The 13,667-nt window shown below is 61.0% G+C and carries 10 protein-coding genes, 1 tRNA gene and 2 pseudogenes; 7 read left to right on the top strand and 6 right to left on the bottom strand.

The genetic code is table 11. The features are described from left to right. Positions 1 to 94 precede the first annotated feature (94 nt). From BSF40_RS33520 to ddlA, 4 genes and pseudogenes are all read left to right on the top strand, one after another. Positions 95 to 820 (top strand): annotated as a pseudogene (locus BSF40_RS33520) (PAS domain-containing protein); the annotation flags it as partial. Next, positions 803 to 1,411 carry a methyl-accepting chemotaxis protein gene (locus BSF40_RS33515; RefSeq protein WP_256589505.1) on the top strand — a complete coding sequence of 203 codons (609 nt, stop codon included), beginning with the start codon at positions 803 to 805 and terminating at the stop codon, positions 1,409 to 1,411. The pseudogene BSF40_RS33520 and the gene BSF40_RS33515, both read left to right, overlap by 18 nt. Positions 1,412 to 1,579: 168 nt before the next feature. Further along, positions 1,580 to 2,179: a flavin reductase family protein gene (locus tag BSF40_RS14260; RefSeq protein ID WP_095965589.1), complete on the top strand. Its 600-nt coding sequence runs from the start codon at positions 1,580 to 1,582 to the stop codon at positions 2,177 to 2,179. Positions 2,180 to 2,226: 47 nt separating this feature from the next. Next, the gene (ddlA, locus tag BSF40_RS14255) at positions 2,227 to 3,321 is read left to right on the top strand and encodes a D-alanine--D-alanine ligase (protein ID WP_095965588.1); all 1,095 of its coding nucleotides are present in this window, start codon (positions 2,227 to 2,229) and stop codon (positions 3,319 to 3,321) included. 306 nt (positions 3,322 to 3,627) lie between these two features. Here the strand turns inward: ddlA and ggt are convergent, their stop codons facing one another. After that, positions 3,628 to 5,460 carry a gamma-glutamyltransferase gene (gene ggt / locus BSF40_RS14245; RefSeq protein WP_095965587.1) on the bottom strand — a complete coding sequence of 611 codons (1,833 nt, stop codon included), beginning with the start codon at positions 5,458 to 5,460 and terminating at the stop codon, positions 3,628 to 3,630. A gap of 166 nt (positions 5,461 to 5,626) precedes the next feature. On the opposite strand from ggt, the gene BSF40_RS14240 reads away from it, so the two are divergent. After that, entirely contained in the window at positions 5,627 to 6,730 is a 1,104-nt protein-coding gene (locus tag BSF40_RS14240) for a DUF2817 domain-containing protein (RefSeq protein WP_095965586.1), read from the top strand. 184 nt (positions 6,731 to 6,914) lie between these two features. On the opposite strand, the gene BSF40_RS14235 is transcribed toward BSF40_RS14240, so the two are convergent. Beyond that, positions 6,915 to 6,991 (bottom strand) — tRNA-Met (locus BSF40_RS14235). 126 nt (positions 6,992 to 7,117) lie between these two features. Between BSF40_RS14235 and BSF40_RS33510 the strand changes: the two are divergent. Beyond that, positions 7,118 to 7,261, top strand: a pseudogene (locus BSF40_RS33510) (LysR family transcriptional regulator); the annotation flags it as partial. Positions 7,262 to 7,276: 15 nt separating this feature from the next. On the opposite strand, the gene BSF40_RS14225 reads toward BSF40_RS33510, so the two are convergent. Continuing rightward, on the bottom strand, positions 7,277 to 8,812 hold the full coding sequence (locus BSF40_RS14225) for a methyl-accepting chemotaxis protein (protein ID WP_371918085.1): 1,536 nt from the start codon (positions 8,810 to 8,812) through the stop codon (positions 7,277 to 7,279). Between the two features lie 854 nt (positions 8,813 to 9,666). Here BSF40_RS14225 and BSF40_RS14220 point away from each other — a divergent pair. Continuing rightward, positions 9,667 to 10,884: an MFS transporter gene (locus BSF40_RS14220; RefSeq protein ID WP_095965584.1), complete on the top strand. Its 1,218-nt coding sequence runs from the start codon at positions 9,667 to 9,669 to the stop codon at positions 10,882 to 10,884. Positions 10,885 to 11,070: 186 nt separating this feature from the next. On the opposite strand, the gene ychF is transcribed toward BSF40_RS14220, so the two are convergent. From ychF to BSF40_RS14205, 3 genes are all read right to left on the bottom strand, one after another. After that, positions 11,071 to 12,171, bottom strand: a complete 1,101-nt coding sequence (gene ychF / locus BSF40_RS14215) for a redox-regulated ATPase YchF (RefSeq protein ID WP_095965583.1) — start codon at positions 12,169 to 12,171, stop codon at positions 11,071 to 11,073. A gap of 22 nt (positions 12,172 to 12,193) precedes the next feature. Continuing rightward, positions 12,194 to 12,778: an aminoacyl-tRNA hydrolase gene (gene pth, locus BSF40_RS14210; protein WP_046030136.1), complete on the bottom strand. Its 585-nt coding sequence runs from the start codon at positions 12,776 to 12,778 to the stop codon at positions 12,194 to 12,196. A 169-nt stretch (positions 12,779 to 12,947) separates the two neighbouring features. Then, complete coding sequence (locus BSF40_RS14205; protein ID WP_007973891.1) at positions 12,948 to 13,547, bottom strand: 50S ribosomal protein L25/general stress protein Ctc; 600 nt, start codon at positions 13,545 to 13,547, stop codon at positions 12,948 to 12,950. Between the last annotated feature and the right edge of the window lie 120 nt (positions 13,548 to 13,667).

The following is a 13,667-nucleotide window of genomic DNA, read 5'->3' as shown; positions in this document are numbered from 1 at the left end:
GTAGGACAAACCTGAAACACGCTTAAGTAAATGTTTCCAAGGCCGATGGTTAGGCTGCATATCGCTTTCTACCCCTGTCCATCGGTGCTTTCCCATGTTCAATAAACGCTTGAAGCAGGAGCTGTCGGCTCTTCGTGAAGAACTCTCCAGCCTCCAGCAAGTGAAGGAAAGTCTGGAAAGCGAAATGCTGGTGCTGACCCTCGACAGCGATGGACGGGTTCAGTCGGTCAATCAGAACTTCCTCGACGAAATGCATTACAAGAGCGGCGACCTGATCGGCCGGCACATCGACGACCTCGTCCCGGAACACGTGAAATTCGACGAATTCCAGCAGCGCTTCAAGAACGCGTTGACCCGTGGCGAGCACTTCGCCGGTGCGGTACGGCTGTTGCGCGGCACGGGGCAGGAAGCCTGGTTGCGTTCGATCCTGCAGCCAGTGCGCTCGGCGGACGGTCGGATCAAGTGTTTCTCGATCTTCTCCAGCGACCTGACCCGCACCATCGAGGCCTCCCGCGAACACGAGAACCTGATCGGTGCGCTGGTGCGCTCCACGGCGGTGATCGAGTTCGATCTCAACGGCAACGTGCTGACCGCCAACGACCGCTTCCTCAGTGGCATGGGTTACAGCCTGGCGCAGATCAAGGGCAAGCATCACCGTACCTTCTGCCTGCCTGATGAATACAACAGTGCCGAGTACCAGAACTTCTGGCGTCGCCTGAATGCGGGCGAGTACGTGGCCGACCGTTTTAAACGCGTCGACAGCCATGGTCGTACAGTCTGGCTGGAGGCGTCCTACAACCCGGTGGCCGATGCCAACAATCATCTCTACAAGGTGGTGAAGTTCGCCACGGTGATTACCGATCAGGTCAATCAGGAACACGCCGTCGCCGAGGCCGCCAACATCGCCTACAGCACCTCGCAACAAACCGACCGAAGCGCCCAGCGCGGCAACGCCGTGGTGACCCAGGCCGTGGGCGTGATGCGTGACCTGGCCAAACACATGCAAACCGCCGGCGACGGCATCGAAGCCTTGAACGAGCAGTCGCTGGTGATCGGCACCATCGTCAAAACCATCAGCGGCATTGCCGAACAGACCAACCTGCTGGCGCTCAACGCGGCCATCGAAGCGGCGCGTGCGGGCGAACAGGGTCGCGGCTTCGCCGTGGTGGCGGATGAAGTCCGGCAACTGGCGTCGCGCACCAGCCAGGCCACCGATGAAATCGTCCTCGTGGTGCGGCAGAACCAGGACATGGCGCGCAACGCCGTGGCATTGATGACCGATGGCAAGCTCCAGGCCGAGCAGGGCCTGGCACTGGCGGCGGAAGCGGGCACGGTGATTGTCGAGATCCAGGACGGTGCACAGAAAGTGGTCAATGCGGTGGGGCAGTTTGCCAATCAACTCACTAACTGACCTGCGATCAGCTCTTGGTGGGAGTGGGCTTGCTCCGGGCGGCGTTCCGACGAAAGCGGTGTGTCATTCAACGCAACTGTGACCGAACTGACGCTTTCGCGAGCAAGCCCGCTCCACAGGGTTACGTGGGCGCTACAATCGGCTCCTTTCCCTCAGGAGCAGACTTCCATGAGCGCTTCCCACCGCCGTCCGGTTCCCTTGTCCAAGGCTTATCGTCTGCTCAATCATGGCCCGACCGTACTGGTCAGCGCCGCCCACGATGGCCAACGCAATATCATGGCGGCAGCCTGGGCCATGCCGCTGGATTTCGAACCACCGAAAATTGCCGTGGTGCTGGACAAGTCCACCTGGACTCGCCAGTTGCTGGAAGCCTCGGGCACGTTTGTGTTGAACGTTCCCTGCGCCGCCCAGGCCGACATTGTGCAGACCGTTGGTTCGACCTCCGGCCTGGAGTTGAGCCAGGGCCAGGGGCGCGACAAGTTCGAGACCTATGACTTGCAGACATTCACCGGCGAGTCGGTCGAAGCGCCGATGCTCGAGGGTTGCGTGGCCTGGCTGGAATGTCGCCTGTTGCCAGAGCCGAACAACCACCAGCAATACGATCTGTTCCTGGCCGAAGTGATTGCCGCCCAGGCCGACGAGCGCGTGTTTAGCGAAGGGCGCTGGCACTTTGAAGGGCAAGACGCCTTGCGCACCTTGCACCACGTGGCGGGCGGGCACTTCCTGACCATTGGCGAGCCGGTGGACGGCAAGAGCTTGCAGCCGTAAGGTTTCGACTATTGAGGTTGTAAGCACATTCACCAGGAGGCCAGGCGATGAAAAAACTGCGTGTAGGGATAATTTTTGGCGGGCGCTCGGCAGAGCACGAAGTGTCGCTGCAGTCGGCGAAGAATATCGTCGACGCCCTCGATCGCTCACGCTTCGAGCCGGTGCTGATCGGCATCGACAAACAAGGCCACTGGCACCTCAACGACCCTTCCAACTTTTTGCTGAACCAGGAAAACCCGGCGCTGATCGCCCTCAATCAGTCCAATCGCGAGCTCGCCGTGGTGCCCGGAAAAGCCAGCCAGCAATTGGTGGAAACTAGCAGTCAGGAAATGCTCGGCCACGTCGATGTGATCTTCCCGATCGTCCACGGCACCCTGGGTGAAGACGGTTGCCTGCAAGGTTTGCTGCGCATGGCCGATCTGCCGTTTGTCGGCTCCGATGTGCTCGGCTCGGCGGTGTGCATGGACAAGGACATCAGCAAGCGTCTGCTGCGTGATGCCGGCCTGGCCGTGACGCCGTTCGTGACATTGACCCGCGCCTCGGCGGCGCGCACCGGGTTTGCCGAGGTTCAGTCCCGGCTCGGTTTGCCGCTGTTCGTCAAGCCGGCGAACCAGGGCTCTTCCGTGGGGGTGAGCAAGGTCACCGACGAGGCCGAATACAGCGCAGCGGTGGAGCTGGCGTTGAGTTTCGATACCAAGGTGTTAGTCGAGTCTGCGGTCAGCGGCCGTGAGATTGAATGCGCAGTGCTCGGCAATGAGGACGCCATCGCCAGTGGTTGCGGCGAGATTGTGGTGCGCAGCGGGTTCTATTCCTACGACAGCAAATACATCGACGACACGGCCGCAGAAGTCGTAGTGCCGGCCAATATCAGCGTCGAGGCCAGCGAGCGTATTCGCGCCCTGGCCGTCGAGGCGTTCCAGATCCTGGGCTGCTCCGGCCTGGCCCGTGTCGATGTGTTCCTGACCGACAGTGGCGAAGTGCTGATCAACGAAATCAACTCGCTGCCTGGCTTCACCCGCATCAGCATGTACCCGAAATTGTGGCAGGCCACCGGCATGACCTACAGCGAGTTGGTGACGCGATTGATTGAACTGGCGCTGGAAAAACATCAGGTTCGGCAGGGGTTGAAGATCAGTCGTTAAGTGCGCTGCTGAAGGGCGCTGCGTTTATCCAGTTCACACGCGTTATCGTTAACCACCATCGCAGGCAAGCCAGCTCCCACAAAAGAACGCGCCCACGCCGAAACTGTAGGAGCCAGCTTGCTGGCGATGGACGCAAGTGCGCCGCGTTTATCCAGATCACACGCGTTATCGTTGACGACCATCGCTGGCAAGCCAGCTCCCACAAAGGACCGCGTCCGGGTCGAAAATGAAGTGAGTTCCAGACCAGTGAAGCCCCCCAAAAAGGGCCTGCTCACTGGCAGGCCTTTCATCACTCCAGCGCGTGACTCAATCCCCCAGCGCCTGCCCCTCACGCCGCGGGTCGGCACCTCCCGTCAGCGACGCTTTGCCCTGGGCGTCCTTGACCCGAACAATCGCCTGGGTGCCGCTGGTCATGTCGATTTCGCTCACGCTGTGCCCTTTGTCTTTCAGCGCCTGAATCAGCGCGGGGCTGAACTGGCCCTGTTCCAATTCTGTCGGGCCGTTGCGGCTGCCGAAGTTGGGCAGGTTGATGGCTGCTTGCGCATCGAGATTCCAGTCGAGCAGGCCGATGGTGGATTTGGCCACGTATTCGATGATTTGCGAGCCGCCGGGGGAGCCGACAGTGGCGAGGAATTCGCCGCTCTGGCGGTCGAAGATCAGGGTCGGCGCCATGGAAGAGCGCGGGCGTTTGCCGGGCTCGACGCGGTTGGCAACTTTCTGCCCGTTTTCCTCGGGGATGAACGAGAAGTCGGTCATCTCGTTATTGAGCATGAAACCCTGAACCATGATGTGCGAGCCGAACGCCGATTCGATGGTGGTGGTCATCGACACGGCGCCGCCGGCGTCATCGACGGCCACCACTTGCGAGGTGGAAATCCGCAGCGGCGAACGGTCCGGTGCGTAGGCCACCCGGATGCCCGGCGGCGTGCCGGGTTTGGCTGTGCCCATGCTGCGTTCGCCGATCAGGGCGGCGCGGCTGGCGAGGTAGGCCGGGTCGACCAGGCCCTTGACCGGCACGGGCACGAAGTCGGTATCGGCCAGGTACTGCGCGCGGTCAGCGTAGGCCAGGCGTTCGGCTTCAGAGATCAGGTGCACGGCTTGCGGGTCGGGTTCGCTGCCGGCCGGGGCTGTGGTCTTGACCGGTTTCAGCGGTGCCAGTGCCAGGCGCTTGTCGTGAGCCTCCAGGGCTTGCAGCGTACCGAGGATCTGCGCCACGGCGATCCCGCCCGACGACGGTGGCGGCATGCCGCAGACCTGCCAGCGTTTGTAGTCGGTACACAGCGGTGCGCGTTCCTTGGCCTGATAGTTGGCGAGATCGGCAAGGGACAGGCTGCCGGGGTTGGCGTGGCCCTGGACCTTGGCTGCGATTTCCTCGGCGACCGGGCCTTTGTACAAGGCATCCGGGCCTTCATGGGCGATGCGTTTGAACACGGCGGCCAGTGCCGGGTTCTTCAGGTGGGTGCCAACGGCTTTCGGGCTGCCATCGGCATTGCGGAAGTAAGCCATCATTTCCGGAGAGCGTGGCATGGACGAATCTGCAGCGATCAACTGGTGCAGGCGCGGTGAAATGGCAAAGCCTTGTTCGGCGAGCCGGATGGCCGGTTCGAACAATTGCGCCCAGGGCAGGCGTCCGTGTTTTTGATGAGCCAGTTCCAGGGCGCGCAATACGCCGGGCGTGCCCACCGAGCGGCCGCCAATCTGCGCCTGGGTGAACCCCAGCGGTTGTCCATTGGCTTGCAGGAAAAGTTTTTCGGTGGCACCGGCCGGGGCGGTTTCACGGCCGTCGTAGGTGCGCACGGCTTTGCCATCCCAAAGTACGATCAATGCGCCGCCACCGATGCCCGAAGACTGTGGCTCGACCAGCGTCAACACCGCTTGCATCGCAATTGCCGCGTCGATGGCCGAACCGCCCCGGCGCAGCATCTCCCGCCCGGCTTCGGCTGCCAGCGGGTTGGCCGCCGCTGCCATGAATTTCTCGGCGTGTTGAGTTTTCAGATCGGTGCGGAAACCGGAAGCGCTTTCCGGGGCGAGCGGCAGCGTCGGCACCGAAGCGTTGTTGCACGCGGCCAGGGTCAAGGCACTGACGATCAGCGCCAGGGCAGGCAGGCGATGGCGGCGCAAAGCGAAGGTTGAGAACACGTGGGGTACTCCGTCCGTTGGATCTACGATCAGTGGACTTTATCGGCCGACCGGGAGGGACGCAAACCGGGTCCTACGGCACTGACGTTTTTGTCCTTCATCAAAGGCAGGAGTTTCTGTAGGGTCGTTGCCAACAGGCAGGCCAGAAAATCAGCAAGAGGCAGACATGCACACCGAGTTCCCAATCCAGCCCGGCTATCGCACCCAGCGTGAACAGTTTCTGGCCGCAGCGGCTGCCGCAGGCGCAACCTTGACTGAGTATCCACACCCGCTCAAAGGTCCGTTCGGTGAATCGCTGAGTACCGATGTGGCGGTGTTGGGTGATCCGGGCGCCAAGCGTCTGTTGATCGCGCTGAGCGGCACCCACGGGGTTGAAGGCTTCTATGGCTCGGGCTGCCAGATCAAATGGCTGCAGGAGTTGGGCAAGCGTTCCCTGCCAACGGATGTCGCCGTGGTCATGATCCATGCCATCAACCCCTGGGGCATGGCGTGGTTGCGCCGGGTCAACGAAGACAACATCGACCTGAACCGCAATCACCTGGATTTCCAGCGATCGCTGCCGGACAACCAGGCCTACAACGCCTTGCATGAAATCTATGCCTGCCCGCAGTTGCACGGTCCGGAGCGTGAGCGTGCCGATGCCTTGCTCGACGAGCAGATTCGCCTGCATGGCTGGCCGGCGGTGATGTCGATTGTCGAGGGCGGTCAGCATGCTCACCCCGATGGCCTGTTCTATGGCGGGCTGGCGCCGAGCTGGTCGAACCGCACGCTGCACCGGATCGTGCAAAAGCACCTGGCCCATGCCGAAGTGGCCATGTGTTTCGACTTGCACACCGGTGCGGGTGAATACGGTCATCCGATGCTGCTGACCATCACCGAGTCCGCCTATCCGGCGTTACCGGATGCGCAGGCGATTTACGGCCCGTGGCTCTACAGCCTGCACACCGGCGCCGATACCCTGAGCGAAACCGGCGTAGCGGCGACGGCTACCGGCTACACCTCGCAGGCGTTGATCGATGCGCTGCCGCAGGTGCGCCTGATGCCATTCGTCATCGAGTGCGGAACGTATCCGGGGCCGGACGTTCATCGTCATCTGCGTGATGACCACTGGCTGCATCTGCACGGCAACCCGAGTGACGCCGTAGGGCGCGGGATCAAGTTGAATCTGCTGGAGCAGTTCTATCCGGCCGATAGCGATTGGCAGTCGATGGTCTGGTTGCGCACGTGGCAAATCTGGGAGCGGGCGTTGTCGGCATTGCCGACATTGTAGGAGCGAGCTTGCTCGCGATGGTCGTTAACGTTAACGCGTGTTTACTGGCTAAACGCTGTGCTCTTGAGTCCATCGCGAGCAAGCTCGCTCCTACAGGCATAAAAAACGAGGCATAAAAAACGCAGGCATAAAAAACGCAGGCATAAAAAAACGGCCTACCTTTCGGTAAGCCGTTTTTAGTACTTGGTGGCTACACAGGGACTTGAACCCCGGACCCCAGCATTATGAATGCTATGCTCTAACCAACTGAGCTATGTAGCCAAGTGGCGCGCATTATTCACCGGTAACGGGGATGCGTCAAGCATAAATCTAAAATATTTCTCTGCGCTTTCAACCGTTTATCAAAATCTACCTTCCAGGCAGGGGTGAAGGGCAGCGCTGGAAACCGCCAACGACCTCGACATCCACCTCAATTCGGACATGCTCTACGTCAACAACGACCACGCACTGTCGGCGGATGTGGCGTGGTTTATCGACTGGCTCAAGACCGAGTTGGAGCAGGACTTCCCGCAAGCGGTGATCCGCGCCTGAGCAGGGCTACCGGATTCAACTCAAGCGGAAGCGCCCGGTGTTGTCGCTTAACGCTTTGCTGCCCTGACTCAGGGTGTCCGCTGCCTGGTTCACCGCGCGGGCACCTTCGAGCAAACGTAGCGCTGCCTGATCGACCTGCTGGATATTACCGCTGACCTCGTCGGCAGTGTTGGCCTGCTCTTCCACCGCCGTGGCGATGTGCGCCAGGGTATCGGTGACACTCTGCACCGCACTGGCGATTTCCCCGAGCCGTTCACCAAGGCCGGTGACCGCTTGTGCATCACTCTCTGCCTGAGTGCACGCGGCCTCCATCAGGTTGACGGCCTCATTCACGGTGTGACGCAGGCTGTCGACCGTGCCGGCAATCTGTGCGGTCGACGATTGAGTGCGCTGTGACAGGCTGCGTACTTCATCGGCCACCACCGCAAAGCCACGCCCTTGTTCGCCCGCCCGCGCCGCCTCGATGGCGGCGTTGAGTGCCAGCAGGTTGGTCTGCTCGGCGACGCCGCGAATGGTGTCGACCACCAGTTGAATCTGCTGTCCCTGCTCGCTGACCCGGCCCAGTGCCGCAGCGGTTTCGTTCAGGCGTTGATTGAGCTGCTGGATGCTCGCGGTGGTGCGCTGGCTGTCGCGGCTGCTGTCGGCGGCAATGCGCCGGGTGTGCTGGGCGCTGCCGGACGCCTGTTCGCAACTGTGGGCGACCCCTTGTGAGGTGGCGGCCAGTTGCGTCGCCGCCGCGGCAATCTGGCTGATCTGCAATTGCTGGGCTTCGACTTCGCCCAGGGCGTCACTGGAGTGATGGTTGAGGGATTGCACTGCGTGGCTCAGTTGCAGGGTTTCGTGATCCACCCCTTGCAGGCTGGTGCGCAGTTGCACCACGGCGACGTTCAGCGCGGTGCTGATGACCGCCAGTTCGTCCCGCCCCTGAACCGGAACTTGCAGGCTCAGATTGCCATCGCGCAGGGCCTCGGCCAATACCGTGATGCCACTGGCGCTGCGGCGGATCGAAGCCTGCAAGCAGATGAACAGATACAGCGCAGCCAACAGCAGGCAGCCGAACACGGCGGCCACCACAATGAACTGGCGGACCGCCGAGCCGTGGTAGTAATCCAGGCGTTGATCCAGCGACACCAGCGACTGCTGGCGCAATGAAGCGAGGTCGGAGAGCAGGGCGTCGAGACTGCGCTCGAAGTCCTCTGGCTTGAGATTGATGCTGCCGCCGAACAGGCCGTTATCCAGCACCTTCAGGCCTGAGTCCAGGCGCTTGAGGCTGTCGTGGTATTGCCCGGCCCAGGTTTGCAGGGCGCTGGGCAAGCGCGCTTCGAGCAGGCCAGCGGTTTTCACCAGCTGCTCCCGTGCATCGCCGATGCGGCTGCGCAGGTCGCGCAGTTGCAGGCGGCTTTGCAGGGTGAACTGCCCGGACACTACCGACGCCTGGCCCACCGCCGCCAGGCGACCGACCCGTTCGATCAGATCGGGTGCGTGTTGGGTGGAGATCTGCGTCAGCAGATAAGTCTCCAGCCACGGCGCCAGTGTCAGGCGATTGTCCATGGCGATCTGCTCGCGCAAGGCTTGCAGGGCGATCAGGGCGTTGGTGAAGCGATCGTAGCCATCCGGCCACCAGCCGACGCCGCTCAGGCTTTTTGAGTCGAGGCCATCGAGGGCGGTTTGCAGGGCCTGATAACGGCTCAGTGTTTCGCTCTCGGCAGCTTCTTTTTGCAGGGCATTGCCCAATTCGGCAGTGGCCTGGCTGACGGCGGGTTGGACCGCATCGAAGGCGCCCATCGCAGCGAGGGTGGCCGGTGTCGGCTGGCGATTGGTTTCCGTGGCGCGCCAGCGGGCGGCGCGATCACGCTGGGCGGCGAGCAGGTCATCCAGTGCATCAAGGGCCAGCAGTTGCCGCACCCCGGCACGTTCGCCGGAAATCAGGCTGAGTTTGTCGCGATAGTCCTGGCCGATCATCCATAGGCTGCCTGCCAGCGGCAGGATAAACAGCAGAAACAACAGCTGGAATTTGCGCGCAAAGCCAAAACGCCCCAGCAGTCCGATCCCCGGTGATAAAAACGCCTGCATGCCCCATGACTCCTCTGGACACCACGCACCATTGGCGTGCGTCGGAGGTTGTTGCACCGCCGACTCGTGCCCTCTAAAAAGGCCTCGAAAGTTCACCTTTGTCCGCTCTGTAGGCCGACTCTGTGGCGAAACTTCCCATTGTCGGTCTCCTTTGTAAGGAAGCCGCGTTAAAGCCGACAAAGAAGGCAAGATTCAGACCATGGCGTTGCGCCATCAATGGAGTGGCGATGAAAATCGAGGTCGTTAGCAGGCTAAGGGGATGGCGTTGCCGCACTGAAAAATGGCACATTGACGCACCTGCAGTTTGTACCTCCTGTTGTCTGGAAATTCCCATGGCTATCAGCAACGCCCAGACCGGCTCAGTGCCGGCGTCCGCTACGCCCCAAAGCAGCCCCCTGGTGATGCGCATCATCGGTGCGGTGGCGCTGGCGCATTTGATCAACGACCTGATCCAGTCGGTGCTGCCGTCGATCTACCCGATGCTCAAGGCCAGCTATGGCCTGACCTTCACCCAGGTCGGCCTGATCACCCTGACGTTCCAGTTGACGGCCTCGCTGTTGCAGCCGTGGGTGGGTTACTACACCGACCGCCATCCCAAGCCGTGGCTGCTGCCGGCGGGTACGGTCTGCACCCTTGTCGGCATTCTGATGATGTCGGTGGTCGGCAGCTTCCCGCTGATTTTGCTGGCGGCGGGCTTGATCGGCATCGGTTCTTCGACCTTCCACCCCGAAGCGTCCCGCGTGGCGCGCCTGGCTTCGGGCGGGCGCTTCGGGCTGGCGCAATCGACCTTCCAGGTCGGCGGTAACGCAGGCTCGGCGTTCGGCCCGTTACTGGCGGCAGCGATCATCATTCCTTACGGCCAAGGGCACGTGGCCTGGTTCGGCCTGTTCGCGGTGTTTGCGCTGTTCGTGCTGTACCGGATCAGCCGCTGGTACGCCAACCACTTGAACCTGTTCAAGCTCAAGCAAGGTCAGGCAGCGACTCACGGCCTGTCCAAGGGCCGAGTGACCAGCGCGCTGGTGGTGCTCGGGTTGCTGGTGTTCTCCAAGTATTTCTACATGGCCAGCCTCACCAGCTATTTCACCTTCTACCTGATCGAGAAGTTCGACCTGTCGGTCGCCAGTTCGCAGTTGCACCTGTTCCTGTTCCTTGGTGCGGTAGCGGCGGGGACGTTCTTTGGCGGGCCGATCGGCGACAGGATCGGGCGTAAGGCAGTGATCTGGTTCTCGATCCTCGGCGTTGCACCGTTCACCTTGTTGCTGCCCCATGTCGACCTGTTCTGGACCAGCATCCTGAGCGTCGTCATCGGCTTCATCCTCGCCTCGGCGTTCTCGGCCATCGTGGTGTACGCCCAGGAACTGGTGCCGGGCAATGTCGGGATGATCGCCGGGGTGTTCTTCGGATTGATGTTCGGTTTCGGCGGGATTGGCGCGGCGTTGCTGGGGCACCTGGCGGATATTCACGGTATCGAGTACGTGTATTACCTGTGTTCGTTTTTGCCGTTGTTCGGGGTGTTGGCGATTTTCCTGCCGCGAACCAAAAAGGCCTGACCCAACACACATCCCCTGTGGGAGCGGGCTTGCTCGCGAATGCGGTTCGTCAGCCACATGTACTTCGACTGACACTCCCTCTTCGCGAGCAAGCCCGCTCCCACAAAGGGGCGGTGGTGTGGCGGATGATTGTGCCGGGCACAAAAAAGCCGCGTATCAAACGCGGCTTTTTCATGGGCGTGTGGCTTACACGTTGAAGCGGAAGTGCATCACGTCGCCGTCCTTGACGATGTAATCCTTGCCTTCCAGACGCCATTTACCGGCTTCCTTGGTACCGGCTTCGCCCTTGTACTGGATGAAGTCGTTGTAGGCGATCACTTCGGCGCGGATGAAGCCTTTCTCGAAGTCGGTGTGGATCACACCAGCGGCTTGTGGTGCGGTGGCACCGACGCGCACGGTCCAGGCGCGGACTTCTTCGACACCGGCGGTGAAGTAGGTCTGCAGGTGCAGCATTTCGTAGCCGGCGCGGATCACGCGGTTCAGGCCAGGCTCTTCGAGGCCCAGGGCTTCGAGGAACATGTCTTTCTCTTCGCCGTCATCGAGCTCGGCGATTTCCGCTTCGATCTTGTTGCACACCGGTACAACCACGGCGCCTTCTTCTTCGGCGATGGCGCGTACAACGTCCAGGTGCGGGTTGTTGTCGAAACCGTCTTCAGCGACGTTGGCGATGTACATGACCGGCTTGGTGGTCAGCAAATGGAAGCCCTTGATCACCGCTTTTTCATCGGTGCCCATGTTCTTCATCAGGCTGCGCGCCGGCTTGCCTTCGGTGAAGTGAGCGATCAGTTGCTCCAGCAGGCCTTTCTGGACTACTGCGTCCTTGTCACCGCCCTTGGCGTTGCGCGCGACTTTCTGCAGTTGCTTCTCGCAGCTGTCGAGGTCGGCGAAGATCAGTTCCAGGTCGATGATTTCGATGTCGCGTTTCGGGTCGACGCTGTTGGAGACGTGAATCACGTTCTCGTCTTCGAAGCAGCGGACCACGTGGGCGATGGCATCGGTTTCACGGATGTTGGCCAAAAACTTGTTGCCCAGGCCTTCACCTTTCGACGCGCCGGCAACCAGGCCCGCGATGTCGACGAATTCCATGGTGGTCGGCAGGATGCGCTTTGGATTGACGATGGCTGCCAGGGCTTCCAGACGCGGATCCGGCATCGGCACGATACCGCTGTTCGGTTCGATGGTGCAGAAGGGGAAGTTCTCGGCCGCGATCCCGGATTTGGTCAGGGCGTTGAACAGGGTGGACTTGCCGACGTTAGGCAGACCGACGATGCCGCAATTGAATCCCATGGTGTTTTCCCCGAGGAGTGAGTCAGGCCTTCTGGCTGTGCAGGTTTTTCATCGCGCGGTTCCATTCCCCGGCGAGGATATCCGGCAGCACGCCGAGGGCAAAGTCGATGCTGGCATCGAGTTTTTCCTGTTCGGCGCGTGGCGCACGACCCAGGACGAAATTTGAAACCATACTGGCAACGCCCGGGTGGCCAATGCCAAGCCGCAAGCGGTGAAAGGTATTCTGATTGCCCAGTTGCGCAATGATGTCGCGCAACCCGTTGTGACCGCCATGGCCGCCGCCCTGCTTGAGCTTGGCAACGCCCGGAGGCAGGTCGAGTTCGTCGTGCGCCACGAGGATTTCTTCAGGCTTGATGCGGAAGAAACCGGCGAGTGCCGCCACGGCCTGGCCGCTGCGGTTCATGTACGTGGTGGGAATCAGCAGACGAACATCCTGACCCTGGTGCGAATAGCGCCCGGTCAGGCCGAAATATTTGCGGTCCGCCACAAGGTTCACGCCTTGTGCGTTCGCGATGCGCTCAACAAAAAGGGCCCCTGCGTTATGCCGGGTCTGTTCGTATTCAGCGCCTGGATTTCCCAGGCCAACGATCAGTTTGATGGCAGTCACGATAGGGGCCCTTCATTGGAGTGGTGGATAACATCGCCGCAATCAGGGAGAGCGGCGAAAGTGGACGAAAATTGCTCATTTACCATGATGTAAACTCCGCGTTCTCGCCCGCTTTCTCGCTATGCTCTAGTCCGCGATGTTTCCGGTCACTCCGGCGTACAGAGTAAAATTACTCTGCAGCGCCTTCTGCAGCTTCTGGAGCAACACGTGGAGCGTGGACGTTGGCAACAGCCTTGTCATCGCCGTGTGCCAGGGCCACGAACTCAACGCCTTTAGGCGCCTTGAGGTCCGACAGGTGAATGATCGAACCGATTTCAGCGTTAGCCAGGTCGACTTCGATGAACTCAGGCAGATCTTTCGGCAGGCAGGAAACTTCGATCTCGGCAACAACGTGCGAGATTTCGCCGCCTTTCTTGGTCGGTGCTTCTTCGTTGATGAAGTGCACTGGAACGATCGCGGTCAGTTTCTGGCCAGCGACTACGCGTACGAAGTCAGCGTGCATCACGTGGCCTTTGGCCGGGTGACGCTGCAGGGCTTTGATCACGACGTTCTGCTTGGTGCCACCAACGTTCAGCTCGATGATGTGGCTGTAAGCCGCTTCGTTTTCGAGCAGTTTGGCAACTTCTTTGGCCAGCATGCTGATGGATTCAGGGGCTTTGTCGCCACCGTAAACTACAGCTGGAACCAGGCTTGCGAGACGACGCAGGCGGCGGCTCGCACCTTTCCCCAGGTCGGAACGCACTTCAGCATTCAGAGTAAAATCGTTCATGTTGTATCTCCAAAATAACCACACTCGCCCCAGCGTTTGCGACCAGCGCTAAAGGCGATATGGGCAAAAAAGCCCCGCCCCGACAGGAATGCCGGGGCGGGGCGCTTTTCGTCAACGAGA

Origin of the sequence: Pseudomonas sp. ACN5, assembly GCF_002303975.1 — a bacterium.
GTDB classification, from domain to species: domain Bacteria; phylum Pseudomonadota; class Gammaproteobacteria; order Pseudomonadales; family Pseudomonadaceae; genus Aquipseudomonas; species Aquipseudomonas laurylsulfatiphila.
The sequence above is the reverse complement of the archived record's forward strand: the minus strand, read 5'-3'. Positions and strand labels throughout refer to the sequence as shown.